The following is a 26,946-nucleotide window of genomic DNA, read 5'->3' on the forward strand; positions in this document are numbered from 1 at the left end:
CGGGGTGAGTCCGGCGTGCCCGCGACCGTCCGAGGGCGCCCGGCCCGGGCAGACGACGAGGAGCGCACAGTGGGAGAGGTCACCACGAGGGACGTCGCGGTGGCGGTCCACGCCTTCGACCCGATCAGCTACGTCGGCATCACCGGGCTGGTCAGGGACGTGCCGGGGATCCGCCTCGTGCGGGACCAGGAGGTGCCGAGGGCCGAGGTCATCGTGGTCGTGGCCGCCGCCATCGACTCGGAGGTGCTGGCACAGCTCCGCAACCTCGCCCGACGCGGCACCGCGCGCCTGGTGCTGGTGGTCGACGACCTGCGCGAGGCCGACCTGCTCGCCCTCGTCGAGTGCGGGCTCGCCGGCGTCGTCCCGCGCTCGGCCGCCACCGCGCAACGGCTGGCGGCCAGCGTCCTGGCGGCGGCCGAGGGCAGGGGACAGCTTCCGGAGGACCTGCTGGGCGCGCTGTTGCGCCAGGTCAACCGGCTGCAACGGGAGGTGCTGGCCCCCAGGGGCCTCACCGCGTCCGGGCTCGACCCCCGCGAGGTGGATGTCCTGCGCCTGCTCGCGGAGGGGTTCGGCACCGTCGACATCGCCGAGAAGCTCGCCTACTCCGAGCGCACCGTGAAGAACATCGTGCACGGCCTCCTCAACCGACTCGGCCTGCGCAACCGCCCGCACGCCGTCGCGTGGGCGGTCCGCGAAGGACTCATCTGAGGCCAGCTCCCGGCAGCCCACTGTCCGATATGGACACTGTGGGCGCTTCGTCGGCTCCTTCTTACTTCTCCTTCTCCTTCTTCTTCTTCATGCCCCGAAAGTGTTCTTTGCTCCAAACGTGTTCTTCGGTGCTTCGAGGGGTGCGGCGAGGCGGCTGTGTCGCCGAAGGTGGGCAGGACGTGCGGCCGCCACGGACGCGGCCGCGAGCCGACCCGGAAGCGAGCGAGGAGGCGCGGACCGTGCCCAAGGTGTTGATCCTCACCGGCGACGCCGCCGAGGTGCTGGAGGTCATGTACCCCTACCAGCGGCTGCTGGAGGAGGGCTACGAGGTGGACGTCGCGGCGCCCACCCGGAAGCGGTTGCAGTTCGTGGTGCACGACTTCGTCGACGGATTCGACACCTACACCGAGAAACCAGGCCACACCTGGCCCGCCGACCTCGCCTTCGCCGACGTCGACCCCGCCGAGTACGCGGCCGTGGTCGTGCCGGGCGGCCGCGCCCCCGAGTACATCCGCAACAACCCCGACTGCCAACGCATCCTCCGGCACTTCATGACCGAGCAGAAGCCGGTCGCGCACCTGTGCCACGGCGTGCTGGCCCTGACCGCCGCCGGGCTCCTGGAGGGGCGCCGCACGGCCGCCTACCCGGCCCTGGAGCCGGACGTCCGCCAAGCCGGCGCGGAGTTCGTCGACGGCGCGGCGGTGGTGGACGGCCTGATGGTCTCGGCCCGCGCCTGGCCCGACCACCCGTCCTGGATGCGGGAGTTCATGGCGGTCCTCCGCGCCAAGGCCCCCGTCACCTGATCCCTCTCATCGACGACGGAGCACGCCGAGCCGGGACCCTCGCCACCCCTCCCGGCTCGGCCTCCTAACCTCGGAGTCCACGCGCCAGGACGTGGAGCCCACGGTTCCCCGACCGCCGCATGTGTCCCAGTCTCAGAACTGTCATCTTGTCCCGGTCACGGGATCGTCGACGTGGGCGCGGGAAAGCGTGTGTGGCGACTGGCCCCCAACCGCCACGGGGAACGAACCCCCAACCTCTGGTCAGCCCCCACCCGCCCTGGGGGGCGAGCCCTGCTCCAGCCTACCCAGCGGCGATCACCCGAACCACCGGTCAGCCCCAGCCTGTGGACAACTCGGGCGCCTGTGGACAAACCCCGCCCCAACCCGGTGAACCGACACCTCCCCGACAGCTCGGTGGTGGACACTGCAAGGTTCCCCAGCGGATACCCGCCCTTGAAGATCGGCAGATTTCACCGGTGCGGGTCAGAACCACCCCCGCATGCGCGGGGGCTACAGATCCGGAATCTGCCGGCCGGCGGCTACGTCGGACTCACCCCCGCGTGCGCGGGGAGTACACCTGTCGAGCAGCCTGTCCCCGGACGATCCGAGACTCACCCCCGCATGCGCGGGGAGTACAGCAACCGCACGCCCCGCGTGTACGTCCGCTCCGACTCACCCCCGCGTGCGCGGGGATCACGGTCACCATCTCCAGGGCGACGACGGCGAGCCGGACTCACCCCCGCGTGCGCGGGGATCACCGGCATGCCTGAGCACCACGATGCCGCCGGTTCGACTCACCCCCGCGTGCGCGGGGATCACCCTTCGCGACCTGGGGTGATGGGCGGCGTTATCGATTCTTGATGTTCATGCTCGGTTGTGTCCTGTCGTCCTGTCCCGGGGCCTCTCGGCGGGTCACGCGTGATCAGGTTGAGTAGATCATGGTGGGCGGCGGGAGGGTATTCGGCTTTGGCTGGTGGCGTCGGGTGACATGATCCGCCCGTGTCCGTCGCTCGTCGTGATCTTCTGCGGTGGCAGTTCGACCTCACCTGGTCGTTGGTCGAGTTCCACCTGGAGCGGCTCCAGCGGGAGGACTTCCTGTGGGAGCCCGCTGGCCTCTGCTGGACGATGCGTCCCGGCCCCGACGGTGAGTGGGCGCCGGACTGGGCGGAGACCGAGCCCGACCCCGTTCCTGTGCCCACCATCGCCTGGCTGACCTGGCACGTCGGCTGGTGGTGGTCGGTGACGCTGGACCACGTCAACGGGCGGCGGCCCCGCGAGCGGACCGAGATCCGCTGGCCCGGTCCCGGCGAGCCGACCATCGACTGGTTGCGTGCGCTCCGCGTGGAATGGATCGCGGCGCTGGACCGGATGACCGACGCCGAACTGGACGCACCCGCTTGGTTCCCCTGGCCGGAAGGCTCTGGTCAGGTCGTCGCCCACACGGTGGCGTGGGTGAACGCGGAGCTGATGAAGAACGCGGCTGAGATCGGACAACTCCGACTGCTGCGCGCCGCGTCGGCCACATAGGCGGTCCAGGCGCTGCCAGCCCCTCCGAGGGAAACACCCGGGCGCGCGCAGGCGCATGTTCCACCGACCCCCTGCTCGCAGGGATCACCGCCGTGGCGGCGAGGGGACGAGTGGCGGCAGGCCAAAGCGGCAGGGTAAAGCAGTCCACCGCTGGGTTCGGTATCCACGGCGGCCGCTTCCGTCTCTCTTTCTCAGGCGGATGATGCTGGGTGGGCGTGAGGGACGCCCGGCCGGACGACCGCGAGGTCGTGGTGAACCCCAGAGATCGTGGAGCGCGCTGTGAGAGCGACCGGTCCGGCTTCGGTGGAGTACCGGAACCCCTGGTTCCGGGTTCGGCGGCAGACCTACGTCGACGCGCTGGAGCGTCGGCACGACTATCACTACGTGGACAAGGCCGACTCGGTGCTGGTCGTGCCTCGGACCGAGGACGACCGGTACGTCATGGTCGAACTGGAGCGGCCGACCTTCCCCGGCTACCGGGGCACGGAGTTCCCGCAGGGCGGGGTGGAGGACGGCGAGACGGTGGAGATCGCCGCCCTTCGGGAGCTGGTCGAGGAGACCGGGTGGGTCGGGGGCGGCGCGCGGCGGCTCGGCGTGGTCCAGGAGGCCGCCGGCTTCGCCAACTCCAGCATCCACGTCGTGACCGTGACCGCCCTGCGGTGCGAGGTGCCGCGCAGCACCGAGGAGTTCGAGGCCAACCGCCGGCCGCTCCTCGTGCGGCCCGGCGAGATGAACGAGCTGGTCGCCACGGGCGCGGTGCGGGACGCGGCCACGCTGGCCGCCTGCTTCCTGCTGCTCGCCCACGAGTGACAGTGATGGGGGGCGATTCGGCGTCCCCCGGCCGTAGCCTCGGCTCCGCCGACGATCGCCGTCGACCCTGGCGGACCCTGGCCGCGCCGCGCGAACCCGCCGGTCCGGAGGATTTCGACGCCACCGACGGCGTTCGCCTCGCCCCCGCTTTCAGCGCTCATGCCGATGCCCTCGACTGAGACGCGACGACGTCGGCGCACTGGTTGGCGTGCGCCCTGAGGCGGTCGCCCAGCGGGCCTGGCCTCGGTGCGTGGATCGGGGGAAACGGACAACCCTCCCAGCGCGACAGGGCGCGGACGGAGCGAGGGGACAGATTTCGGACGTGCCGTACACTGCCCGCCATGTCGATCGGCAAGGCCGCCTCCGCCCTCGTTCCCCAATTAGTGCGGGACCTGTTGGAGAGATATCGCGAACTGCTGCGGTTCGCGACCGTCGGAGGATTCACCTGCCTGGTCGACAATGGTACGTGGTACGGCCTGAAGCTGACGGTCATGAGCGGCCACCCGGTGAAGGCGAAGGCCGTCGGCATCATTGTCGCGACGATTGTCTCCTATTTCCTGAACCGTGAGTGGTCCTTCTCCCTGAGGGGTGGGAGGAAACGGCACCACGAGGCTGTCCTGTTCTTCGCCGTGAGTGGGCTGGCCACGGCGCTCAACCTGGTCCCGCTGTACGTCTCCCGGTACCTGTTCCACCTCCAGGTCCCCGAGGTCGACCGCCTGACACAGGAGATCGCCGACTTCGCGAGCGGTTCCGTCGTCGGCACGCTGGTCGCGATGGCCTTCCGGTGGTGGGCGCTGCGCAAGTGGGTGTTTCCGCAGGAGAAGGCGCGGCAGGGCGGTTCGGCTCCGGGTTCTGGCGGGCACGTCGCCCACCACGACGTCCGGCGGGCCGACGGTGCCGCCGCGCGACGTCAGCCGGCGACCGCGCAGGTGGGCAACGGGCCGCGCGAGCGGCGCCGGCCGCGTCGGGCCGGCGCGGCCAAGGCCGGGGCCCGGGCCCGGGCCCGGGCGAGGAGGAACGCGCGGCGCCGTCGCAGGGTCAAGGGACGTGGTCGCTGATTCTGAGGGGTGGAGCGCCGGCGCGGACGTCCCGTGTCGGCGTTCTGTCCCGTCAGGAGTGCGTCAGAGAACCCGCCGGGAGTGTTCCCGCAACCCCGTTCGAAGTATTCGGGAACGGAAGAACGGCGTCATCCGCGGGTGAACGCGTTGTCAGGGTGAGTGGGATGTTCTTCCCGTCTGATTCGACCGGCTGTCGACGGTCGCCCGTCACATGATGGGTGCCGAGGGCGGGGCGGAATTTTGGTTCGGCGCGGGCCAATGTCCCGTTATGGTTCGCCAATGACTCCAGAAAACGTGGTTCGCCTGTTCGCCGATCCGGCCCGACTCCGCGTCTTCGCGGCGGTCGTGCTGGGGGCCAGGACCTGGCCGAGGTCATGGCGGCCACCGGTCTGTCCGGTCGGGACGCGTCGGTGGCGCTCCGGAAGCTCCAGGAGGGCGACCTGGTCCGCGCAGAGGGACCCGAACTCCAGGCGTGCGAGGAACACTTCGGGGAACTCGCCCGTCAGGGCACCGCCGTCGTCAGGGAGAAGAACGGCGGTGACGACGCGGAGTCCGATGTCCGACCCTTCGTGCGCGGCGACCGCCTGGCCAGCCTGCCCGCCCAGTCCACGCGACGGATGGCCGTGCTCCGTCACGTCGCGGCGCGCGCGTTTCGAGACCGGGGTCGTCTACGAGGAACACGCGGTGAACGACAGGCTCAGGACGTGGTGCGACGGCGGCGAGGTCGACCACGTCACGATCCGGCGCCACCTCGTCGACGCGGGCATCCTCGTCCGGAAGGACGGGCGCTACTGGCGGCCGGACGAGGGCTGAGCAAGGGGCCGCCGCCGGCGCCCTCGCGTCCCGCGGGTGGCCCTGTCCGCCAACGCCCGCAGGTAGTCGATCAGCTCCTGTGGCTCGTGCACCTCGAACTCGCAGCCCAGCGCGGTCAGGCGGAACGCGAGCCACTCCAGCGTGTCGGCCCGACCGCGCAGGCGGCAGCGTCGCTCGTCGATCGGCTCCAGCTCGCCGGGCGTGGCGCCCAGCCGGCCGGCGACCTCGGCGAGCGGCGCGTGCAGCGTCGCGACCACCTCGTAGGTGGGCGCGAGTGAGTAGAGCGTGCGCTGGACATAGCGGGCCGCGTCCTTGTCCGGGAGCCTCCAGGGTGCGACCCGCACCCCGGTGGGCCTGGGCTCGCGCACGCGGTCGACCCGGAAGGTCCGCCAGTCGTCCCGTTCGGTGTCGTAGGCGACGAGGTACCAGCGGTGTCCCGCCGGGACCAGGCTGTGCGGCTCCACCAGCCGTCGCGACTCGGTCCCGTCGCGGGAGCGGTAGCCGAACCGCACGCGCTCGTGGTTCGTGGCCGCGGCGGCGAGCACGCTCAGGTGCTCCGGATCGACGCTGTCCGGCTCCCCGAACGGCGCCATCGGGACGGTCGCGGCGTTGAGCGCGCCCACCCGGCGGCGCAGGCGGGAGGGCAGCACCTGGTCGAGTTTGGCCAGGGCGGGCACCGACGCCTCCTCGATCCCCGTCACGGCGTGCTTGGTCGCCGTGCGCAGGCCGACCGCGATGGCGACGGCCTCCTTGTCGTCCAGCAATAACGGCGGCATGGCGCTGCCCGCGACCAGCCGGTATCCGCCCGTAGCCCCCATCGTCGACTCGACCGGGTAGCCGAGCTCCCGGAGCCGGTCGACGTCGCGTCGGATGGTGCGCGGGCTGACCTCCAGGCGTTCGGCCAACTCGCTCCCCGGCCACTCACGCGGGGGCTGGAGGAGGGACAACAGACGCAGCAGGCGGCTCGGGTGTCGCTGATGGCACGAGGATGCCGGCGAGATAGGACAGTTCCTGACCTCATACCCCGGTCAAGGTCGACCTGTCGTCCCTGTCGTCGGCTCAGCCCGGCCGGCTCAGCCCGGCCGGTTGAGTCCAGTCGGTTGAGTCCAGTCGGGTCAGTTCGCGGGGTCGCCGCCCCTGAGGACGGTGACGGCGCGGTCGAGCAGGTCGCGCAGGAGGTCGCGCTCCCGCTCGGTGTAGGCGTCCACCAGTCGTCGCTCCACGGCGACCGCCGCCGCGTCGGCCTTCTCCAGCAGGGCCTGCCCGTCGGGCGTCAGCCGGGTGACCAGGACCTGGGCGTGGTCGGCCGACGGCTCGCGCTCCACCAGGCCGCGGGACTCCAGCGTCTTCAGCACCGTGGTCATGCTCTGCGGGGTCACGGAGCAGAAGCGGGCGAGCTTCGCGCCGGAGATGCCGGGGGCGAGGGAGAGCGCGTACATCGCCGCGTACTGCGGCACGGTCAGCCCGAAGGGGCGCAGGGCGCGGGTCTTCTCCGCGATGAGCGCCTGTTCGGCCCGCTTGATGGCGTTGCCGGGCCGCCACGCCACGGCGGCGTTGATCGTCTCCTCGGCTCCCACGGGCGGCCCTCCGTTCCGGTCTGACCGTCAGGGCTCTGATGTGTCCACGAACACTACCACTCGCGTTTGACCTCACCCCCAGGCTGTCGCCATGCTCTGATGAGCATCAAGGTTCTGATGCTCATCAGAGTTCGAGGGGGAACATGATGAACGCGGCCGTCCCGCTCCGACCAGCCCGCGCCCGGACCACCCTGGCCGTGGTGTGCTCGGCGATGCTGCTCGTGCCGATCACCGCCACCGGCGCGGCCGAGGCGTTGGCCGACATCGGGTCCGACCTGCGCGCCGACCTGGACGCCGCGCAGTGGGTGGTGAACGCCTTCTTCCTGACTTTCGCCGCCTTCATGGCGAGCACGGGCGCCATGGCCGACCGGATCGGCCGGCGGCGGATGTTCGCCGCGGGGCTGTCCCTGTTCGTGGCCGCGATGCTCGGCGCGACCGTCGCCCCCACCATCGGGCTGCTCGTCCTGGCCAGGGCGGTGGCCGGAGCCGGGGCCGCCGCGGTCGCCACCAGCGGCAGCGCGCTGCTGGCCCACGCCTTCCCCGAGGGGCCGGGCCGCGCCCGAGCCTTCGCGTTGTTCGGCACGACGCTCGGCGTGGGGCTGGCCTTCGGCTCGGTGATCGCTGGCGCCGCCGTGAGCGCGTGGGGATGGCGCGGCCTGTTCGGACTGGTCGCCGTCCTGCTGCTGCCGTCCCTGGTGGCCACCCGACGGCTCGACGAGTCGCGACTGCCCGTCGCGCACGGGATGGACTGGGGTGGCGCGGTCTCCTTCACCCTCAGCCTGACGGCGTTCGCCTTCGGCGTCGTGGAGGGGCCGGTGTTGGGCTGGGCGCACCCAGCGGTGCTGGGCGCGTTCGCGCTCTGCCTCGTCCTGCTGGCGGCCTTCGTCGTGGTCGAGCGGCGGCACCCGGCGCCCCTGGTCGACCTGTCGTTGCTGGCCCAGCCCCGGTTCGTCGCGCTCTGCTCGATGCCGTTCCTCCTGGCCTTCGGCTTCGTCGCGCTCACCATCGTGCTGCCGCCCTACCTCATGGCCACCCTGGGCTACACCGCCCACGGCGCCGGGCTGGCGTTGCTGCTGCTCACCGGACCGACCCTCGTCCTGCCCCCGCTGACCGGCGTCCTCGCCCGCCGCCTGTCGCAGCGGAGCCTGCTGGTGGCCACCCTGGTGCTGGTCGCGGCCGGCACGGCGACGCTGGCGCTGGTGCCGGGAGGGTCGGGGCCGGTCCCGCTGGCCGTCCCGCTCCTGCTCATCGGCTCCGGGTTCGGCATCTCCCTGGCCATCCTGGACGGCGCCGCGATCTCCTCGGTCGACTCCGCCCGCGCCGGCATGGCCGCCGGTCTGTTCAACACCGTGCGGATCACCGGCGAGGTGGTCGCCCTCGCCGTCCTCGGCGCGCTGATCACCACCCTGACCCGGACCGACCTGGCCGCGCGGTACGGCGAGCCGGTCGCGGCGTCGGCGACGTCCCGGCTGCTGCAAGGGGACATGGTGGGTGCCGTGCCCGCCGGCGTGGCCCCCGCCGCGTTCGCCGAGTCCGCCACGGCCGCGTACGCGGGCGCGCTGCACGTCGCGCTGTGGATCCTCTCCGCCCTGTCGCTGCTCGGCGCGGTCGTGGTCGGTCGGCTCACGGCCACCCGCCGGGAGGACGGCGACACGAAGCCCCGCCTTCGCGCCCGCCCCGCGCGGGCGATCTGACCAGCGACAACGAAAGGAACACCACCATGCCCACCGTCGACGTCCGCGTGTCCGGCGGCACGAGCACAGTCCACTACCTCGTCACCGGCAGCGGCCCCGGCCTGGTGCTCGCACACGGCACCGGGGCCACCGGGGAGACCAACTGGGCCCCGCTCATCGACGCGGTGTCCGACCGGTTCACCATCGTCGCGCCCGACCTGTCCGGCTCGGGGGCCACCACCGACCCCGGCGGCCCGATCCTCGTCGAGGACCTGGTGGCGCAACTCCTCGGCGCCGCCGACCACGCCGGCCTGACCGACTTCCACCTCGCGGGGCACTCGCTGGGCGCCGTCGTCGCCACCGCCGCGGCGGCCGCCCGGCCGGACCGGGTGCGCTCGCTCGTCGTCCACGCCGGTTGGGCCAGGACCGACGCGTGGATGCGGCACCAGTTCGACCTGTGGCTGCGCCTGGCCCGCGCCGACCACGAGCTGCTCGCCCGCCTGCTCCAGGTGACCGCGATGGGCGACGACACGCTGCGCGCGCGGAGTGACGCCGACTTCGCCGCCGCCACCGCCGGGTTCACCGCCTCGCTCGACGGCGCGACGAGCGGGTTCATCCGTCAGACCGAGGCCGACATCGCCGTGGACATCACCTCGGCGCTGCCGAGGATCACCGCGCCCACGCTGGTCGTCGCCAGCGCGGACGACCGGATCGTGCCCCCGCACCACCAGCGGGAACTCGCCGACCTGATCCCGGGGGCCGCGCTCGTGGAGGTCCCCGGCGGGCACGGCCTCCCGTTCGAGAACCCCGACCTGTTCACCACGACCATCGTCGACCACCTCGACCGGCAGGTCATGGCCGCGGCGAGCTGACCCCGGCCGTCGGCGCCGCGCCGCATCGCCTCGCGTGGCGCCGCGTCGACGGCCAGGTGTCTCAGGTGTCCACTCAGGTGTCCACTATGGACAGGCTCGGTCGCCGGGGGCGCCGGCCGGGGACGCGCTCGGCGACCCGGGCGCGGACCGGAGCCGGGACCGGTGGTCCCGGAGGATCTTCGCGGCCTCGTGGGCTCCCCGACGGACGGCGGCGACGAGCTGGCGCTGCCGGCGATGGAACTCCTCGGTGGTCACGGCGATGGAGACCGCGGCCACCACCCCGCCGCTGTCGTCGTGCACGGGGGTGGCCAGGCAGGCCATGCCCGGCGCGGCCTCCTCCACCTCCGTGGCCAACCCCGTCCGCCGGATCAGCCGGAGCTGCGACTCCAGCTCGCGCGGGGAGGTGATGGTGTTCGGCGTGAGCTGGTGCATTCCGTTGGCGGCCAGGTAGCGACGCCGGGCCGAGGCCGACCACGACGACAACAGGACCTTGCCGTGCGCGGTGGCGTGCGCGAACGGGTCGCTGCCGAGGGAGATGCCCCACTCGGCGTCCCGGTCCCTGGGCGCGGTCATGTCCGCGATCACGATCTCGTCGTCGCGGTAGGTCGAGTAGCAGGCGGTGGCCCCCGCGACCCGCTGGAGCTGGCCGAGCAGGCCATGCAGGTCGTCGGTGACGCTCATCTGCCGCCAGAACGCCTGGTTGAGCCAGGACACCTGGTGGCCGAGGACGTAGCCGGCCGACGTGCGGGCCAGGTAGCCGCGCGCCGCGAGCGCCCCGATCAGGTTGTACACAGTGGACAGTCCGCAGCCGACGGCGCGGGCGAGGGCCTTCGCCGTGATCGGCTCCTCCGCCGCGGCGACGGCCTCCAGCACGTCCATCGCCCGGTCCACGGTCCGCACCGGCTCCACCTCCCGTCCCCATCCTCGCCGTTTCGCGGACGACCCCCGCCACCCACCCACCGCCAGGTGTGGCCCGCGCCATGCGCGTGCCAGCCCGCGAGGGGTGGGGCGGGGGTCGTCCGCGCCGGAACCGCCCGTCGGCTCAGCCCTGGGCGGGGGTCAGCTCCGCCATCTCCGACCAGCCGGAGCCCGGCACCTCGACGTTGATGATCTCCGGCTTGGTGGCGATGAACTCGGGCATCCACGCCATGGCGGTGCGGAAGTGCTCGGAGTTCACGTGCTCCTCGCCGGCCTCGGGCGAGGCGAAGGCCTCCAGCAGGACGAACTGGTTCGGCGTCTCGACGCTCCTCGACCACTCGAAGAAGACGTTGCCGGGCTCGTTCCTGGTGGCCTGGGTGAACTCGTCCACGAGCGACAGCCACTCCTCGGCCCGCTCGGGACGGATGGTGAACTTGACCACGATGAAGATCACGAGGTGCTTCCCTTCGTCGCGCTGACATCGAGTTGACGCGTCGGACGTCGACCATCGTGGCCAGGACGCCGGCCGTGGCGGCAGCCGCGCCGCGCCGGATTCCAGCCATTCTGGAAATCACCTCCGATCACGTCCTGGCGTCCTGGCGTCCTGGCGTCCTGGCGTCTCTGGTGGGTCGGCGTCTCGGTGCCTCTGGTGTATCGGCGTCCCGGCGTCCCCGGTGTGTCGGTGTCCCTGGCGTTGGTGTCCCCCTGGTGTCGGGCGCCCGGCACCCCGACGTCCCGGGGCGCGAGGCCGGCGTCGGCCCGTACGGCAGGATCGGGGCCATGGCGCGATGGGTGAGCGGGGTCGGGGTCGACCTGACCGAGCTGGGCGAGGCGTTCCGGACCTTCTGGCAGGAACGGCACCTGGCCACGCTCACCACGTCGCGGCCGGACGGGACGCCCCACGTCGTGCCGGTCGGCGTGACCCTGGACCTGGCCACGGGCACGGCCAGGGTCATCTCCTCCCGCGACTCGCGGAAGGTGCGCAACGTCCTGGCCGCTGGCCCGGAGGGCGCGCTCGTCGCCGTCTGCCAGGTGGACGGTCGGCGGTGGTCGACCCTGGAGGGACGCGCGGTGATCCGGGAGGACCCGGCGGCGGTCGCGGACGCGGAGCTGCGCTACACCGCCCGGTACAAGCCGCCCCGCCAGAACCCGCTGCGCGCCGTGATTGAGATCTCGGTCACCCGGGTGCTCGGCAACGTCTGACCCGCCCGCCCTGACCAGGAACGACGTCCGACCAGACGGGTCGACGGACGGGCGGGGGAGAGGTGGTCGACTACCGTCTCCGCTCGTGTGTTGTCGGGTGAGGGTCACGCGCGTGTGGCGCCTCGCGCCCAGCGGGAACGGAGCGCGGACGTGAGCGGGCAGGAGCCCATCGTCACCGTGGTCGGCATCGGCGCGGACGGGTGGGACGGCCTGTCACCGGCGGCCCGGGAGGCCGTGCTCTCCGCCGAGGTGCTGCTCGGCAGCGCCCGACAACTCGACCTCGTGCCGCCCACCGCCGCCGAGCGGACCACCTGGCCCTCGCCCCTGCTGCCGGCCCTTCCCGGCCTGCTCGCCGCCAACGCCGGCCGCGCGGTGTGCGTGCTCGCCAGTGGCGACCCCATGTTCTTCGGCATCGGCGCGACGCTGACCCGGTTCGTGCCGCCCGAGCGGCTCCGCGTCCTCCCACACCCGTCCTCAGTGTCCCTGGCCTGCGCGCGCCTCGGCTGGGCGCTGGACGCGGTCGAGGTGGTCAGCGTCGTCGGACGTCCGGTGGAGCTGGTGCACCCGGTCGTCCAGCCGGGCCGCAGGGTGCTGGTGCTCAGCGCGGACGGCGACACGCCCTCGCGCATCGCCGAGCTGCTCGTCGAGCGCGGGTTCGGACCCACGGAGATGACCGTGCTGGAGCAGCTCGGCGGGCCGGACGAGCGCCGGGTGCACGGCACCGCCGCCACCTGGGGCGAGCGACAGGTCGCCGCGCTCAACGTGATCGCGCTGCACTGCCGGGCCGAGCCCGAGGCGTCGGTGCTGTCGCGCGTCCCAGGCCTGCCCGACGACGCCTTCGAACACGACGGGCAGCTCACCAAGCGGGAGGTCAGGGCGGTCACCCTCGCCCGGCTCGCGCCCGTGCCCGGCGAGCTGCTGTGGGACGTCGGCGCCGGCGCGGGCAGCATCGCGATCGAGTGGATGCGCACCCATCCGTCCTGCCGCGCGATCGCGGTCGAGCAGCACACCGAGCGGGCCGAGCGGGTCGGCCGCAACGCCGCCGCGTTGGGCGTTCCCGGGCTCCGTGTCGTCACCGGCGCCGCGCCGGACGCCCTGGCCGGGCTCGACCAGCCCCATGCGGTGTTCGTGGGCGGCGGGGTCACCGTTCCCGGTGTGGTGGAGGCGTGCTGGGACGCGCTGCCGCGGGGCGGCCGACTCGTCGCGAACGCCGTGACCATGGAATCCGAGGTCGTCGTGGCCGACTGGTACCGGCGACTGGGCGGCGAGCTGAGCCGGGTCTCCGTCCAGCGCGCCTCACCGGTCGGCGGCTTCACCGGCTGGCGGCCCATGATGCCGGTGACCGTCTGGGCGGTCGCCAAGCGGTGAGGGCGCGGCGCAGCGAAGTCGGGTCCCGCCGGGCTGCCACGCCCCGGCGGACGTGGTGTGTGGAGGCGAGGACATGACCGTTCACTTCATCGGAGCCGGGCCGGGCGCGGCCGACCTCATCACCGTGCGCGGCCAGAAACTGATCGCCGCGTCCCCGGTCTGCCTCTACGCGGGCGCGCTCGTGCCCGAGGACCTGCTCGCGTACTGCCCGGAGGGCGCGCGCCTGGTCGACACGGCGAACCTGACGCTGGACGAGATCCTCGCCGAGATGCTGGCCGCCCACGCCGAGGGCAAGGACGTGGCCCGGCTGCACTCCGGCGACCCGTCGGTGTTCAGCGCGGTGGCCGAGCAGATGCGCCGGCTGGACGCGGCCGGGGTTCCCTACGACGTCACGCCCGGCGTGCCGGCGTTCGCCGCGGCCGCGGCCTCGCTCCACCGTGAGCTGACCGTCCCCGGTGTGGGGCAGACCGTGATCCTCACCCGCACGTCCGCCCGCGCCACCCCGATGCCGCCGGGGGAGGACCTGGCCACCCTCGGCGCGAGCCGGGCGACCATGGTGCTGCACCTGGCGGTGCAGCGGATCGAGCAGGTCGTCGAGGAGCTGATCCCGAACTACGGGGCGGACTGCCCGGTCGCGGTGGTGGCCAGGGCCAGCCGCGAGGACGAGGTCATCCTGCGCGGGACGCTGGCCGACATCGCCGAGCAGGTCCGCGCGGCCGGGATCGTGCGCACCGCGGTGATCGTGGTCGGCCAGGTCCTGACCGCCTCGGCGTTCCCGGACAGCCACCTGTACTCCGCCGACCGCTGCCGCGCCTGACCCGCCGGCTCACTGACAGGGCCGACCGGTGCCCCTGCGGGAATCGTGATCATCACCGTGACGAAACACGGCGGTGACACACTCGCCCTCACGGGCCTGCCGACAACCGTGCCGCTCGACCCGTGCCGATCGCTTCCCCTACCCCAGGTCAGCCCCCACCCGCCCTGGGGGGCGAGCCCCGCTCCAGCCTATCGGCTCCCACCCCTCGGGGGAACGGCATCGTCGTGGCCTGTGGACAACTCGGTCGCCTGTGGACAACTACCCGGGTTTGCGAGAAAACCATTTGACAACCTGGGGGCAGGACCTCGTGGAAGCAGATGAGGACACGCGACGACCGCACCTTGGTGTGAAGGTTCCACGCCTCGGCAGCACTGGTCCGATGAAGATCGCAATCTGTGCTGCTCGATGTGGCGTAACACGGATGAACGCGGCGTCGGCCGTTCGGCTCCGACGCGGATCGCAATCATCACCGTGACAAAACGGGGCAGGATAAGGAGAAGCGGAACCTGTCTGCGGTGAGGGTGAGCCGCTCAGCCAGTTCCGACTGGTTCTCCGGCCCTTGGGCAGCCCCCCACCCTTCCCGGGGGGCGAGCCCCGCTCCAGTCTATCGGCTCCCACCGCTCGGGGGAATGGGATCGCTGTGGCCTGTGGACAACTCGGTCGCCTGTGGACAACTACCCGGGTTTGCGAGAAAACCATTTGACAACTTCGGCGTCTGAGTTTTTCGCGTCCCTGAGGATCAGGTGGAGAATCAAGGGAGTCGCACAGTGTCTAAAGTGGACGAAAAAGATCAGAAGCGTGGCGGCGGTGAAGCACAGCAGGCCTGATCAGGGGGCCGCGGCGCAGGTCGGTGCATCGAGAAGTCAGGATGTGGGAGACACGAGGGCGGACGATGACCGGGGTGACGTGGTGACGGCGCGGGTGCTGGTGTTGGGCGGGACCGGGGAAGCGCGCAGGCTGGCCTCGGTGCTGACCGGCCGACCTGGCCTGAGCGTGGTGTCCTCGCTGGCCGGGCGGGTCGGTGACCCGCGACTGCCCGAGGGGGAGGTCCGGGTGGGCGGCTTCGGCGGTCCGGAAGGCCTCGCCGCCTGGCTGCGTCGCGAACGAGTGAGCGCGGTTGTCGACGCGACCCACCCGTTCGCCCATCGCATGACCGCCTCGGCCGTCCAGGCCGCCCGCGAGGCTGACGTCCCGCTGTTGGTGCTGCGCCGCCCCGGCTGGCAGGAGCGGCCCGGCGACGACTGGCGGTGGGCCGAGTCGGTCGGCCACGCCGCCGCCCTGCTCCCGGGGCTGGGCGAACGCGTGTTCCTCACCATCGGCCGCCAGGGGCTGGCCGCCTTCGCGTCCCTGCGCGACCAGTGGTTCCTCGCGCGCTGCGTCGACCCGCCCGAGCCGCCGCTGCCGCCGAGGCTGGAGGTCGTGCTCGACAGGGGACCGTTCACTGTGGACGGTGAGCTGGCGCTGCTCGGCCGGCACCGGATCGACGTGCTGGTCACCAAGGACAGCGGTGGCGAGATGACCGCCGCGAAGCTCGTCGCCGCGCGCCGTGTCGGCCTGCCGGTCGTGGTGGTGCGTCGGCCACCGCTCCCCGACGGGGTCCCGGTCGAGACCGTGGACTCCGTCGAGGACGCGGTGGCCTGGCTGGACGCCCTGGCGTGCCGGCGTCCCTAGGTGAGCCGACATTCCTAGGCGTGCCGGCGTCCCTAGGTGAGCCGGCGTTCCTAGACGAGCCGACGCGCCTAGGTGAGCCACCACCCCTCTGCGGGCTGGCGTCCTACGCGTGCCGGCCGTTCCTGGGCGAGCCAGCGTGCGCAGGCTGGCCGACGTTCTCAGGCGGGGTAGCGCCGCGGCGTGAACACCACGGTGTCGTCGTTCCCGCGACGCACCACCCGCGTCGTCGAGGACCCGATCATCAGCAGCGTGCGCATGTCGACCTCGTCCGGGTCCAGCTCGGCCAGCGTGGTGACCCGCACCCGCTCCCCGGGGCCGCCCACGTCGCGGCCGACGACCACCACCGTGTCCGGGCCGCGGTGCTCCAGCAGCAGGTCCCGCATGGCCGCGACCTGCCACCGCCGGCTGCGCGACGCCGGGTTGTACAGCGCCAGCACGAGATCCGCCTTGGCCGCCGCGACCAGCCGCTCGGTGATGACCTCCCACGGCTTGAGCCGGTCGGACAGGGAGATCACGCAGAAGTCGTGGCCCAGTGGCGCGCCGACCCGGCTCGCCACCGCCTGCGCCGCCGTCAGGCCGGGCAGTACCCGCACCGGGACGTCGTGGAACCTCGGCTCGCTCGCGACCTCCAGCACCGCGCTGGCCATCGCGAACACCCCGGGGTCGCCCGAGGAGACCACCACGACCCGGGAACCGGCCTGCGCCAGCTCCAACGCGTGTGCGGCCCGTTCGGCCTCCACCCGGTTGTCCGAGGCGTGCCGCCGCTGGCGCGGGTTGGCCGGCACCCGGTCCAGGTACGGGCCGTAGCCCACCAGGTCGTCGGCCGCGGCCAGGGCCTCCTGCGCCTCGGGCGTCAGCCACGGCCGGCCGGCAGGGCCGAGGCCGACCACGACCACCTCGCCCCGCGCGACGCCCCCGTCCCGCTCCGCCGCGCCGGCTCCGGTCGCCGCCAGGTCCCCGGCTGCCGTCAGGTCCCCGGTCGCATCCCGGTTTCCGGTCGCCTCGGGGTTCTGGGCGTTGAGCGGGCTCGGCACCAGCGCGAGCGAGAAGTACGGCACCGTCGCCGGGTCCACCTCGGCCAGCGGCGCGACCCGCTCGCCCTCGGTGGTGGCGCGCTCCACGTACCACGCCTCGTCCAGCCGGCCCGCCTTGTCCAGCGCCGCCCGAACGTTCTCGAAGGTCCGCCCCAGCTTGAGCACCGCCGCCGAGTCCGTGGACGCCAGCCGCTCGGCCAGCGCCTCGGGCGGGAGCGTGCCGGGCAGCACCGTCAGCACCTCGTCCCGCTCGACCAACGGCCGGCCGAGGACGGCGGCGGCCCCGCTGACCGAGGTCACGCCGGGCACGACCTCGGTGGGGTAGCGGTGCGCCAGCCGCTTGTGCATGTGCATGTACGAGCCGTAGAAGAGCGGGTCGCCCTCGGCGAGCACGACGACGTCGCGGCCGGCGTCCAGGTGCGCGGCGAGCCGGGCGGCGCACTCGGCGTAGAACTCGTCCATCGCGCCCTGGTAGCCGCCGGGGTGGTCGGTCGTCTCGGTGGTGACCGGGTAGATCAGCGGTTCCTCGACCTGGTCGCCCCGCAGGTACGGCTCGGCCAGCGCCCGCGCGATGCTGCGGCCGTGCCGGGCGCTGTGGTAGGCGACGACGTCGGCGGCGCCGATCAGCCGGGCCGCCTTCACCGTCACCAGCTCGGGGTCACCAGGACCCAGTCCCACGCCCCAGAGCCGACCGACCCGCGTCTTGCTGCTCACTCTTCCTCGCTCGCGATCGCGTTGATGGCCGCCGCGGTGATGGCGCTGCCGCCCCGCCTCCCGCGCACGACCAGGTACTCCAGCCCGAGGTCGTTGTCGGCCAGCGCCTGCTTGGACTCGGCCGCCCCGATGAAGCCCACGGGGATGCCCAGCACGGCGGCCGGCCGGCCCGCGCCCTCGGCCACCATCTCCAACAGCCGGAACAACGCGGTGGGCGCGTTGCCGATGGCGACGACCGCACCGTCGAGCTGGTCGCGCCACAGCTCCAGCGCGGCGGCGCTGCGCGTCGTGCCCAGCTCGGCGGCCAGGCCCGGCACGCGCGGGTCGGACAGCGTGCAGACCACCGGGTTGTCGGCGGGCAGCCGACGCCGGGTGACGCCGGAGGCGACCATCGCCGCGTCGCAGAGGATCGGCGCGCCCGCGCGCAGCGCGGCCCGCGCGTCGGCGACGACGTTCGGCGACCACGCGATGTCCGCGACCAGGTCGACCATGCCGCAGGCGTGCACCATGCGCACCGCGACCTGGCTCAGGTCGGCCGGCAGCCGGCTCAGGTCGCTCTCCGCGCGGATGGTGGCGAAGGACTGGCGGTAGATCTCCGCGCCGTCCCGGATGTAGTCGATCACTGGTCCCTCCGCGCCGCGTCGACCGCGGCAGCCGTCTCCTCGATGTCGCCGGTCCTGGCCAGGACGTGGCCGTCCCTGGTCACCTCGTAGCCCGCGCCGGTCGCGACCACCTCGACGACCCGCCCCCTCGGGCGGCCGCACCGCCGGCCGCAGCCGACCCAGTGGACCGGCAGCCCGGTGCCGGGTCCCTCGTCCGCGCGACGGGTCACCCACGTGGCGTCGGCGCGGACGTCGGCCATGGCCTTCCCGCAGCCCGGCCGTCCGGCGCAGGCGCTCACCCCGACCCAGGGCGACGCCGGGTCGACGACCAGGCCATGACTGTCCATTGTGGACGACCAGTGCCCCGTCCCGTCCCCGGGGAGGTCGGGGACGACCACCCCGCGCCACGGCGTGACCCGCAGCTCGTCCCCGCCGTCGAGCGCGGCGTCGGCGAGGATGTCCGCCTGCTGGGCCGAGAGTCGCCCGAGTGGCACCAGGACGGCCATGGCGACGCGCCCGTCCCGTTGCCTGATCGATCCTACGGGACCGTGCTGGCGCGGCCGGACCACGAGGGCCGGCCCGGGTTCCGGGGCGCGCCCCAGACGATCGGCCAGACGGGTGAGAATCCGCGCGGGTCCGTCCTCCAGTTCGGCGATCAGTTCGGCGATCCGCCAGGCGCGGGAACCCCGCGCCGCCCGCTCGGCGAGGAAGGCCGACGCGGCGGCGAGCATGGTGTCCACGGCCTCCTCGACCGACACGCGCAGGCCGGTGTCCTCACCGGACAGCAGCACGGCGGCGCGCCCGAGGTCCAGCGCCAGCACGCCCACGTCGCCGTCGAGCCCCGCGACGTCGCCGCGCCCGTCGTCCACCGTGAACAGGAACCGGCCCGACAGCTCCGCCAACTCGGGGCGGGCGCGCAACTCCTGGTCAAGATCTGTCACCAGTGGACGGACGTCCCACGCGCCCTGCCCGTCCCTGCCGCTCAACGGCGAGGCCAGGATGTTGCGCACCCGCTCGTGCGTGGTCGACGGCAGCAGCCCCGCCTCGGCGAGCCGGGCCGCCAGCAGCGGCTCAGCGCCGGGAGCGAGCCCCCTGAGCTGGATGTTTCCCCGCGAGGTCAGTTCGAGGTGCCCGTCGCCCAGCTCCGCCGCGGCCGCCGCCAGCGCCCGCATCTGCCGCGCCGAGAGCGCGCCGCCCGGCGCCCGCACCCTGGCCAGTCCGCCGTCGGCCGCCTGGTGCGCCCGCAACGCGCCGGGACAGGCGTCCGGCCGGGTCCGGCCGGGGCCGGGGTCCGACCCCGGTGACAGGTCCTTGACGGGCGAGACGTGGGACACGGCGGGGATGCTACTTGCGGTGTTGCCGGGATCAGGGTGCCTGTCGGTAGGGTCACCCCCGGCGGCAGAGGGAGGAAGCCGGTGCGACTCCGGCGCGGTCCCGCCACTGTCACCGGGGAGCGAACCCCACGGCACGGCCACGGCCCACCAGGGCGGGAAGGCCGGGGTGAGCGTCGATCCGGGAGCCAGGAGACTCCCGGCCGCCACACCCCGACGACTCTGGGGCGAGGACCCCGAGGGAGGACCGTGTGAGCCACGACGTGCCATCGCGTCAGCCGGCAGCGGGTGCCCCGCAGGACACCGGCGCCGACGCCCCGCAGGGCGCGATCCTGCTGTTGTCGACCTCCGACACCGACCTGCTCAGCGCCCGCGCCAGCGGCGCTGACTACCGGCTGGGCAACCCGGCCCGCCTCACCGTCGACGACCTGCCGGCCCTGCTGGAGGGCGTCGACCTCGTCGTCGTCCGCATCCTCGGCGGGCGCAGGGCCTGGGAGGAGGGGCTGGACGCGCTGCTCGCCGGCCCCCGCCCCGTCGTCGTGCTCGGCGGCGAGCAGGCCCCGGACGCCGAGCTGATGGAGCTGTCCACCGTGCCGGCCGGTGTCTGCGCGGAGGCGCACGCCTACCTCGCCCACGGTGGCCCCGCGAACCTCGCCGAGCTGCACCACTTCCTGTCCGACACCGTGCTGTTGACCGGCCACGGCTTCGCGCCGCCCACCGAGACCCCCACGTGGGGCGTGCTGGAGCGCGCCGCGCGCCGCACCGAGGGGCCGGTCGTCGGCGTGCTGTACTACCGCGCCCACCACGTCGCGGGGAACACCGCGTTCGTCGAGGCGCTGTGCGAGGCGATCGAGGACGCGGGCGGGCAGGCGCTCCCGGTGTTCTGCGCCTCGCTGCGCACGGCCGAGCCCGAGCTGCTGGAGACGCTGGGCCGGGCCGACGCGCTGGTCGTCACCGTGCTCGCCGCCGGCGGCACCAGGCCCGCCGCGGCCTCGGCCGGCGAGGACGACGAGACCTGGGACGTCGGCGCGTTGGCCGCGCTGGATGTGCCGATCCTCCAGGGGCTGTGCCTGACCACGCCGCGTTCGGCGTGGGAGGAGAACGACGACGGCCTGTCCCCGCTGGACACCGCGTCGCAGGTGGCGATCCCCGAGTTCGACGGCCGGATCATCACGGTTCCCTTCTCCTTCAAGGAGATCGACGAGGACGGGCTGACCGTCTACGTCGCCGACCGCGAGCGCGCCTCGCGCGTGGCCGGCATCGCCGTCCGGCACGCGAGGTTGCGGCACATCCCCGCCGAGCGCCGCCGGATCGCCGTGGTGCTGTCGGCCTACCCGACCAAGCACTCCCGCATCGGCAACGCCGTCGGCCTGGACACGCCGGCCAGCGTCGTCCGCCTTCTGGCCGCCCTGCGGGAGCGCGGCTACGACATCGGCCCGGCCGAGGGCCCCGACGCCCTGCCGGGCGTGTCCACCCAGGACGGCGACGAGCTGATCCACGCGCTCATCGCCGCCGGCGGCCAGGACCAGGACTGGCTCACCGAGGAGCAGCTCACCGGCAACCCGGTGCGCATCTCCGCCGCGCGGTACCGCGCGTGGTACCAGACGCTGCCCGAGGACCTGCGCGAGGACATCGAGCGGCACTGGGGCGCCCCGCCGGGTGAGCTGTTCGTCGACCGCTCGCGCGACAAGGACGGCGAGATCGTGCTCGCGGCGCTGCGCGCGGGCAACGTGGTCGTCCTGGTGCAGCCGCCGCGCGGCTTCGGGGAGAACCCGATCGCGATCTACCACGACCCCGACCTGCCGCCCAGCCACCACTACCTCGCGGCCTACCGCTGGCTGGAGGACGAGTTCGGCGCCGACGCCGTCGTGCACGTCGGCAAGCACGGCAACCTGGAGTGGCTGCCGGGCAAGGCGGCCGGCATGTCCGCCTCCTGCGGCCCCGACGCCGCCCTGGGCGACCTGCCGCTGATCTACCCGTTCCTGGTCAACGACCCGGGCGAGGGCACGCAGGCCAAGCGCCGCGCGCACGCGACCCTGGTCGACCACCTGGTGCCGCCGATGGCCAGGGCCGACAGCTACGGCGACATCGCCAGGCTGGAGCAGTTGCTCGACGAGCACGCGAACATCGCGGCGATGGACCCGGCCAAGCTGCCGGCGATCCGCGCCCAGATCTGGACGTTGATCCAGGCCGCGCGCCTGGACCACGACCTGGGGATCGCGGACCGGCCGCACGACGCCGAGTTCGACGACTTCCTGCTGCACGTCGACGGCTGGCTGTGCGAGATCAAGGACGTGCAGATCCGGGACGGCCTGCACGTGCTGGGCGAGGCGCCCACCGGCGAGACCAGGGTCAACCTCGTGCTGGCCATGCTGAGGGCCCGACAGATGTGGGCCGGCCAGGTCGCGGCGCTGCCCGGCCTGCGCGAGGCGCTGGGCATGGCCGAGGACGGCAGCGCCGGCCGCACCGCCACCGACGAGACCGAGGCCACGGCGCACGCGCTCGTCGCCGCGATGGAGGAGCGCGGCTGGGACCCGGCCGCCGCCGAGGACGTCTGCCGGTCGGTCCTCGACCGGTCCGACGAGCTGGTCGCCAAGGTCCTGCGCTTCGCGGCCACCGAGGTCGTGCCCCGGCTGGACCGCACCACCGACGAGATGGACGCGGTGCTGCACGCGCTCGACGGCGGCTACGTGCCGGCCGGCCCGAGCGGCTCGCCGCTGCGCGGCCTGATCAACGTGCTGCCCACGGGCCGCAACTTCTACTCGGTCGACCCCAAGGCCGTGCCCAGCCGGCTGGCGTGGGAGACCGGCCAGGCCATGGCGGACTCGCTGCTGGAGCGCTACCGCGCCGACCACGGCGAGTGGCCCCGTTCGGTCGGCCTGTCGGTGTGGGGCACCAGCGCGATGCGCACCGCCGGTGACGACGCGGCCGAGGTGCTGGCCCTGCTCGGTGTCCGCCCGGTGTGGGACGAGCAGTCCCGCAGGGTCACCGGGCTGGAGGTCGTGCCGCTGGAGGAGCTGGGCCGGCCGAGGATCGACGTGACCGTCCGCATCAGCGGCTTCTTCCGGGACGCGTTCCCGCACGTGGTGGCCCTGATCGACGACGCGGTCCGGCTGGTCGCCGACCTCGACGAGCCCGAGGACCAGAACTACGTGCTGGCCCACGTCCGCGCCGACCGGGAGCGGCACGGCGACGAGCGGCGCGCGACGATGCGGATCTTCGGTTCGAAGCCGGGCTCCTACGGCGCGGGCATCCTGCCGTTGATCGACAGCCGGAACTGGCGGGACGACGCGGACCTGGCCGAGGTCTACGCGGTCTGGGGCGGTTTCGCCTACGGCCGCGGCCTGGACGGCGTGCCGGCCAGGGAGGACATGGAGACCACGTACAAGCGGATCACGGTCGCCGCCAAGAACGTCGACACCCGCGAGCACGACATCCTCGACTCGGACGACTACTACCAGTACCACGGCGGCATGGTCGCCACGATCCGTGCGCTCACCGGGAAGACGCCGACGGCCTACATCGGCGACAGCACCCGGCCGGACTCGGTCCGCACCAGGGCGCTCACCGAGGAGACCAACCGGATTTTCCGGGCGCGCGTGGTGAACCCGAGGTGGCTGGCCGCGATGCGCCGGCACGGCTACAAGGGCGCGTTCGAGCTGGCGGCGACGGTGGACTACCTGTTCGGGTACGACGCCACCACCAACGTGGTCGCCGACTGGATGTACGAGAAGGTCGCCGAGAGCTACGTGCTCGACGAGGAGAACCAGCGGTTCCTGACCCAGTCGAATCCGTGGGCGTTGCATGGCATCGCCGAGCGCCTGCTGGAGGCGGCCGACCGGGGCATGTGGGAGAAGCCGGAGCAGGCCACCCTCGACGCGCTGCGCGAGGTGTACCTGCGGACCGAGGGCGACCTTGAGGACGACGAGAGGTGAACGAGCGGCCATGACCGTGGTGTTGGGTATCGAGACCTCCTGCGACGAGACCGGTGTCGGCCTCGTCAGGGACGGCGTGCTGCTCGGCGACGCCCTGTCGTCCAGCATGGCCGAGCACGTCCGCTTCGGCGGGGTCGTGCCGGAGATCGCTGCCCGCGCCCACGTCTCCGCGCTCGTGCCCTGCGTCCGCGAGGCTTTGGCCTCGGCCCGGCTCACCCTCGACGACGTGGGGGCGGTGGCGGTCACGTCCGGTCCGGGACTGTCCACCGCCCTGCACGTCGGGGTGGGCGCGGCCAAGGCGTACGCCCAGGCGCTGGGCGTGCCGATGTACGCGGTGCACCACCTGGCGGGGCACGCCGCGGCCGACACCCTCGCCCACGGCGAGCTTCCGTCCCGCAGCGTGGTGTTGATCGTCTCGGGCGGGCACACCTCGCTGCTGCTGGTGCGTGACCTGGTGCGTGACCCGGTCGTGCACCTGTCGGACACGATGGACGACGCGGCGGGGGAGGCGTTCGACAAGGTCGCGCGCCTCCTCGGCCTGCCCTACCCCGGCGGCCCGGCGATCGACAGGGCGGCCAGGGAGGGCGACCCGACGGCGGTGGCCTTCCCCCGTCCGCTCACCGGCCGGAACGACCCGCCGCTGGGTTTCTCCTTCTCGGGGCTGAAGACCGCCGTCGCCCGGCACGTCGAGGCGGCCGCCGCGGCGGGGCGGGAGCTGTCCGTGCCCGACGTGGCCGCGAGCTTCCAGGAGGCGGTGGCGGACACGCTGACGCTCAAGGCGATCCGGGCGTGCCGGGAGCACGACGTGTCGACCCTGGTGATCGTCGGTGGGGTGGCCGCGAACAGCAGGGTCCGCGCCCTGGCCGAGCAGCGCTGCGCCGAGGCCGGCATCGAGCTGCGGGTGCCGCCGATCCGGCTCTGCACCGACAACGGCGCGATGATCGCCGCCGTCGGCGACCTCCTGGTCCGCGCGGGCGCGCGGCCGTCGGACGCCCGCCTGTCGGTCCAGCCGAGCGTGGAGCTGACCTGGGCGCAGCTCGACCCCACCGCCGACCCGGACGACGCCGAGCCCAGCGTCGCCTGACCCACCGCCGGTCCACATCCCGGTGGTCGATCGGGTGTGACGTGTCCCGTGAGGACGAGTGTCCTCACGGGACACTTCCGTCTTCAGGGTCGGACACCGCCCACGCGTGCTGACACCGCGCGGGGATCGGCATCTCTCGCGCTGGACGCGCACGCGAAGCGAGCGTCCCTCATGGACGCTCAAGCGCGGTCACCTGCCCTGAGAACGCCCTCGCCGGTCCTGCTCGACCTCGCGGCCTGACCGACGTCCAGCGCTGGCCGTCGAACCCGGGAGAACGGCGGCCGCCGGCCGTCCCACGCCGGGGAGGAGGCAGTGGATCACATGTGATCCGGGGAAGACGGGCGGGTTACTTCCGGTCGCCTCACCGGGTGGCGGCGCTCAAGAGCCCCAGACGGCGTCCCGAGGTGATGGTGATGTGCCACGGCGGTCCGATGTTCACTCGGGTGAGGGGTTCTGCCTTGACCGTTCCTGGTCTCGTCACGACGGTTCCCGGCCACGCCCGACCCGTCCCCTGCGGCGACCCGCCGGGGCGTCCGGTTCCCCCGCGTGGCGCGACCGCGACCGGCGGTCCGCGGTCGCTTCTTCCGGGAGGTCGGGTGAGCAACCGATGAGCACGAGCACGAACACCGCGGCCGCGCCCGTCGCGGGTCGGCAGGTCGTCGCCGCCTACGACCACCTCGCGCCCCTGATCGCCAGGTACTGGGGCCCCGACCTCCACCACGGCTACTGGACCGGCCCCGAGGACGACAGCCCGATCGAGGTGGCCACCGCCCGGCTCACCACGCTCGTCGTGGGCCGCCTCGGCGTCGGTCCCGGCGACCGCGTCCTCGACCTCGGGTGCGGTCACGGCGCGGCGACGGTCGAGGCGGCCAAGGCCACCGGCGCGGAGGTGGTCGGCGTCGACGTCAACCCGCGCGCGCTGGCGGACGCCCGGCGGCGCGCCGACATGGCCGGCCTGGCCGACCTGGTCACGTTCGTCGAGTGCGACGCGCTCGACACGCCGTTCCCCGACGGCGCCTTCGACGCGGTCCTCGCGTTCGAGTCCACCCCGCACTTCGCGCTCTCCGAGGTGTTCCCGGAGATCGCCCGCCTGCTCCGCCCGCGAGGGCGGCTGGTCGTCGAGACGCCGTTCCTGCGGACGCCCGTGGACGACGACCTCCTCCGCCGGGTCGCGGAGTTCTTCGACCTCCTCCCGATGACCGCGCTGGGGACGCTCGGCGCGCACTTCCGCCTGCTGCGCGAGGCCGGGCTGGACGTCGTCGAGTTCGTCGACGTCACCGAGCACGTCGGGTGCTCGTTCACCCGGCTCGTCGCGCGCCTGCGCGACCACCGCGCCGACCTGGAGCGGGAGTACGGCGTCGACGAGACCGCCAGGGTGCTGCGGGCCTTCGCGGACTGGGCCGCGGCGCCGGAGCTGGCGCACATGATCCTCGTGGCGCGGCGGGCCGACCGTGCCTGAGCGCGCCGCCGTCCCGCCCCGCTCCGGGAAAGCAGTCCGCCAGGGGTCCCGGCGCGGCGCGCCCGAGGCGGGCAGGGCAGGGGTCCGTCGCGCGCGGGGAGGGCCGGACGCGGTGGACGTGGCGGTGCTCGGCACCGGCGCCATGGGCGCCGCCGTGGCCAGGGCCTGCGCGGGAGCCGGGCTGTCGGTCGCGGTGTGGAACCGGAGCGCGGACCGCGCGCAGGCGCTGGTCGGCCCGAACATCACCCGGTGCCGCACCGTCGAGGAGGCGGTGCGGTCCAGCCGCACGGTGGTGCTGGCCCTGCTCGGCTACGACGTCGCCCGCGAGGTGTTGGAACCGGCGGGGGCGTGTCTGGGCGGCCGGCTCGTCGTGCAGACCGCGAGTGGCTCCCGCGACGACGTCGCCCCGTTCGTGACGTGGGTCGAGGGCGTGGGAGGGCGGTGCCTGGAGGCGGCCTTCCTCGGTCACCCGCGGACCGTCGGCACCCCGGACTGCCACACCGTCTACTCAGGACCGGAGGAGTACTACGAGGAGATCGCCCCGCTGCGCAGGGCGTTGGGCGGCCTCTCGGTCCACCTCGGCCCCGACATCCGCTGCGCCAAGGCGTACCTCATGGTCGCGGCCGTCTGGTACTACGCGGCCGTCAACGGATTCCTTGAATGCGTCGCCTTCGCCACGCGCACCGGAGTTCCGCTGGAGGCGTTCGCGAAGTCCGTTCCACTGCACCAGGCGGGCGTCCAGCAGACCGTCGACGTCGGCGTGGAGCTGCTGGAGCGGGGCGACTACCGGCACGAGCAGGCCCCGCTGACGACGCACCTGGACGTGTTGCGGCAGCTCGCGTCGTTCGCCGAGGAGAGCGGCATCACCCGGTCCTTCCTCCCCGTCCTGCGCGACCGGGTGCGTCAGGCGCTCGACGACGGATTCCACAGTGAACACATCACCGTCCTCTGTGAACAGTTCCCGCGCCCGACGGTCCACCTGTGAGGTTG

General features: G+C 73.2%; 23 protein-coding genes, 1 CRISPR repeat array and 1 riboswitch. Of the genes, 16 read left to right on the forward strand and 7 right to left on the reverse strand.

Translation table 11 applies throughout. The annotated features are described in order from the left end of the window. Nucleotides 1–69: 69 nt before the first annotated feature. The 6 genes from LX15_RS26160 (at nucleotide 70) to LX15_RS33280 (ending at nucleotide 5,698) form a co-directional block, all read left to right on the forward strand. Nucleotides 70–708: a LuxR C-terminal-related transcriptional regulator gene (locus tag LX15_RS26160; RefSeq protein WP_253672384.1), complete on the forward strand. Its 639-nt coding sequence runs from the start codon at nucleotides 70–72 to the stop codon at nucleotides 706–708. Nucleotides 709–947: 239 nt separating this feature from the next. Continuing rightward, nucleotides 948–1,511, forward strand: coding sequence for a DJ-1/PfpI family protein (locus LX15_RS26165; protein WP_253672386.1), 564 nt, complete (start codon nucleotides 948–950; stop codon nucleotides 1,509–1,511). 526 nt (nucleotides 1,512–2,037) lie between these two features. Continuing rightward, nucleotides 2,038–2,309: direct repeats of the CRISPR family, unit length 28 nt; unit sequence GACTCACCCCCGCGTGCGCGGGGATCAC. A gap of 180 nt (nucleotides 2,310–2,489) precedes the next feature. Further along, nucleotides 2,490–3,017 carry a DinB family protein gene (locus LX15_RS26170; RefSeq protein ID WP_253672388.1) on the forward strand — a complete coding sequence of 176 codons (528 nt, stop codon included), beginning with the start codon at nucleotides 2,490–2,492 and terminating at the stop codon, nucleotides 3,015–3,017. Between the two features lie 279 nt (nucleotides 3,018–3,296). Further along, nucleotides 3,297–3,827, forward strand: coding sequence for an NUDIX hydrolase (locus LX15_RS26175; RefSeq protein WP_253672390.1), 531 nt, complete (start codon nucleotides 3,297–3,299; stop codon nucleotides 3,825–3,827). Nucleotides 3,828–4,168: 341 nt separating this feature from the next. Next, complete coding sequence (locus tag LX15_RS26180) at nucleotides 4,169–4,885, forward strand: GtrA family protein (protein ID WP_308213523.1); 717 nt, start codon at nucleotides 4,169–4,171, stop codon at nucleotides 4,883–4,885. A gap of 684 nt (nucleotides 4,886–5,569) precedes the next feature. After that, nucleotides 5,570–5,698, forward strand: a complete 129-nt coding sequence (locus LX15_RS33280; RefSeq protein ID WP_253672392.1) for a DUF2087 domain-containing protein — start codon at nucleotides 5,570–5,572, stop codon at nucleotides 5,696–5,698. Here the strand turns inward: LX15_RS33280 and LX15_RS26190 are convergent. Beyond that, nucleotides 5,674–6,699 (reverse strand): helix-turn-helix transcriptional regulator, encoded by a 1,026-nt coding sequence (locus tag LX15_RS26190; RefSeq protein ID WP_253672456.1) that lies wholly within the window; start codon nucleotides 6,697–6,699, stop codon nucleotides 5,674–5,676. The genes LX15_RS33280 and LX15_RS26190 overlap by 25 nt on opposite strands. Before the next feature lie 114 nt (nucleotides 6,700–6,813). Continuing rightward, complete coding sequence (locus LX15_RS26195) at nucleotides 6,814–7,275, reverse strand: MarR family winged helix-turn-helix transcriptional regulator (protein ID WP_253672394.1); 462 nt, start codon at nucleotides 7,273–7,275, stop codon at nucleotides 6,814–6,816. Nucleotides 7,276–7,421: 146 nt separating this feature from the next. On the opposite strand from LX15_RS26195, the gene LX15_RS26200 reads away from it, so the two are divergent. Both LX15_RS26200 and LX15_RS26205 read left to right on the forward strand, forming a co-directional pair. Beyond that, a complete protein-coding gene (locus LX15_RS26200) occupies nucleotides 7,422–8,969 on the forward strand; it encodes an MFS transporter (protein WP_253672396.1) in 1,548 nt (515 codons plus the stop codon). Nucleotides 8,970–8,995: 26 nt separating this feature from the next. Next, on the forward strand, nucleotides 8,996–9,820 hold the full coding sequence (locus LX15_RS26205; protein WP_253672398.1) for an alpha/beta fold hydrolase: 825 nt from the start codon (nucleotides 8,996–8,998) through the stop codon (nucleotides 9,818–9,820). An 84-nt stretch (nucleotides 9,821–9,904) separates the two neighbouring features. Here the strand turns inward: LX15_RS26205 and LX15_RS26210 are convergent, their stop codons facing one another. Together LX15_RS26210 and LX15_RS26215 are read right to left on the reverse strand one after the other, a co-directional pair. After that, nucleotides 9,905–10,720 (reverse strand): IclR family transcriptional regulator, encoded by an 816-nt coding sequence (locus LX15_RS26210; RefSeq protein ID WP_253672400.1) that lies wholly within the window; start codon nucleotides 10,718–10,720, stop codon nucleotides 9,905–9,907. 142 nt (nucleotides 10,721–10,862) lie between these two features. Next, nucleotides 10,863–11,192, reverse strand: coding sequence for a putative quinol monooxygenase (locus LX15_RS26215; protein ID WP_253672403.1), 330 nt, complete (start codon nucleotides 11,190–11,192; stop codon nucleotides 10,863–10,865). Nucleotides 11,193–11,518: 326 nt separating this feature from the next. On the opposite strand from LX15_RS26215, the gene LX15_RS26220 reads away from it, so the two are divergent. The 4 genes from LX15_RS26220 (at nucleotide 11,519) to LX15_RS26235 (ending at nucleotide 15,797) form a co-directional block, all read left to right on the forward strand. Next, on the forward strand, nucleotides 11,519–11,941 hold the full coding sequence (locus LX15_RS26220; RefSeq protein WP_253672458.1) for a TIGR03618 family F420-dependent PPOX class oxidoreductase: 423 nt from the start codon (nucleotides 11,519–11,521) through the stop codon (nucleotides 11,939–11,941). A 150-nt stretch (nucleotides 11,942–12,091) separates the two neighbouring features. Then, nucleotides 12,092–13,309: a precorrin-6y C5,15-methyltransferase (decarboxylating) subunit CbiE gene (gene cbiE / locus LX15_RS26225; protein ID WP_253672405.1), complete on the forward strand. Its 1,218-nt coding sequence runs from the start codon at nucleotides 12,092–12,094 to the stop codon at nucleotides 13,307–13,309. Between the two features lie 73 nt (nucleotides 13,310–13,382). Beyond that, the gene (gene cobM / locus LX15_RS26230; RefSeq protein ID WP_253672408.1) at nucleotides 13,383–14,126 is read left to right on the forward strand and encodes a precorrin-4 C(11)-methyltransferase; all 744 of its coding nucleotides are present in this window, start codon (nucleotides 13,383–13,385) and stop codon (nucleotides 14,124–14,126) included. A gap of 870 nt (nucleotides 14,127–14,996) precedes the next feature. Beyond that, on the forward strand, nucleotides 14,997–15,797 hold the full coding sequence (locus LX15_RS26235; RefSeq protein WP_253672410.1) for a cobalt-precorrin-6A reductase: 801 nt from the start codon (nucleotides 14,997–14,999) through the stop codon (nucleotides 15,795–15,797). A gap of 158 nt (nucleotides 15,798–15,955) precedes the next feature. Here the strand turns inward: LX15_RS26235 and LX15_RS26240 are convergent, their stop codons facing one another. The 3 genes from LX15_RS26240 to cobG are packed head-to-tail and all read right to left on the reverse strand — an operon-like array spanning nucleotide 15,956 to nucleotide 19,481. Further along, a complete protein-coding gene (locus LX15_RS26240) occupies nucleotides 15,956–17,545 on the reverse strand; it encodes a precorrin-2 C(20)-methyltransferase (protein ID WP_253672412.1) in 1,590 nt (529 codons plus the stop codon). After that, nucleotides 17,542–18,168 carry a precorrin-8X methylmutase gene (locus LX15_RS26245; protein ID WP_253672414.1) on the reverse strand — a complete coding sequence of 209 codons (627 nt, stop codon included), beginning with the start codon at nucleotides 18,166–18,168 and terminating at the stop codon, nucleotides 17,542–17,544. The genes LX15_RS26240 and LX15_RS26245 overlap by 4 nt, the downstream gene beginning before the upstream one ends. Beyond that, nucleotides 18,165–19,481, reverse strand: a complete 1,317-nt coding sequence (cobG, locus tag LX15_RS26250) for a precorrin-3B synthase (RefSeq protein WP_253672416.1) — start codon at nucleotides 19,479–19,481, stop codon at nucleotides 18,165–18,167. Before cobG ends, LX15_RS26245 begins: the two co-directional genes overlap by 4 nt. A gap of 72 nt (nucleotides 19,482–19,553) precedes the next feature. Further along, nucleotides 19,554–19,676, forward strand: a riboswitch (cobalamin riboswitch). A gap of 131 nt (nucleotides 19,677–19,807) precedes the next feature. Between cobG and cobN the strand changes: the two genes are divergently transcribed. From cobN to LX15_RS26270, 4 genes are all read left to right on the forward strand, one after another. Continuing rightward, nucleotides 19,808–23,413, forward strand: a complete 3,606-nt coding sequence (gene cobN / locus LX15_RS26255; RefSeq protein ID WP_253672460.1) for a cobaltochelatase subunit CobN — start codon at nucleotides 19,808–19,810, stop codon at nucleotides 23,411–23,413. Between the two features lie 10 nt (nucleotides 23,414–23,423). Then, nucleotides 23,424–24,497 (forward strand): tRNA (adenosine(37)-N6)-threonylcarbamoyltransferase complex transferase subunit TsaD, encoded by a 1,074-nt coding sequence (gene tsaD / locus LX15_RS26260; RefSeq protein WP_253672419.1) that lies wholly within the window; start codon nucleotides 23,424–23,426, stop codon nucleotides 24,495–24,497. A 607-nt stretch (nucleotides 24,498–25,104) separates the two neighbouring features. Then, the gene (locus tag LX15_RS26265; RefSeq protein ID WP_253672421.1) at nucleotides 25,105–25,956 is read left to right on the forward strand and encodes an SAM-dependent methyltransferase; all 852 of its coding nucleotides are present in this window, start codon (nucleotides 25,105–25,107) and stop codon (nucleotides 25,954–25,956) included. Continuing rightward, complete coding sequence (locus LX15_RS26270; protein ID WP_253672423.1) at nucleotides 25,949–26,941, forward strand: NAD(P)-binding domain-containing protein; 993 nt, start codon at nucleotides 25,949–25,951, stop codon at nucleotides 26,939–26,941. The genes LX15_RS26265 and LX15_RS26270 overlap by 8 nt, the downstream gene beginning before the upstream one ends. Nucleotides 26,942–26,946 lie beyond the last annotated feature (5 nt).

The organism is Streptoalloteichus tenebrarius (assembly GCF_024171885.1).
Taxonomy (GTDB): domain Bacteria; phylum Actinomycetota; class Actinomycetes; order Mycobacteriales; family Pseudonocardiaceae; genus Streptoalloteichus; species Streptoalloteichus tenebrarius.

Bases quoted from the DNA above. Each gene is read 5' to 3' on its own strand.
- LX15_RS26180 (WP_308213523.1), top strand. From the start codon at position 4,169: ATGTCGATCGGCAAGGCCGCCTCCGCCCTCGTTCCCCAATTAGTGCGG.
- LX15_RS26200 (WP_253672396.1), top strand. From the start codon at position 7,422: ATGAACGCGGCCGTCCCGCTCCGACCAGCCCGCGCCCGGACCACCCTG.
- LX15_RS26205 (WP_253672398.1), top strand. From the start codon at position 8,996: ATGCCCACCGTCGACGTCCGCGTGTCCGGCGGCACGAGCACAGTCCAC.
- LX15_RS26220 (WP_253672458.1), top strand. From the start codon at position 11,519: ATGGCGCGATGGGTGAGCGGGGTCGGGGTCGACCTGACCGAGCTGGGC.
- cobM (WP_253672408.1), top strand. From the start codon at position 13,383: ATGACCGTTCACTTCATCGGAGCCGGGCCGGGCGCGGCCGACCTCATC.
- tsaD (WP_253672419.1), top strand. From the start codon at position 23,424: ATGACCGTGGTGTTGGGTATCGAGACCTCCTGCGACGAGACCGGTGTC.
- LX15_RS26265 (WP_253672421.1), top strand. From the start codon at position 25,105: ATGAGCACGAGCACGAACACCGCGGCCGCGCCCGTCGCGGGTCGGCAG.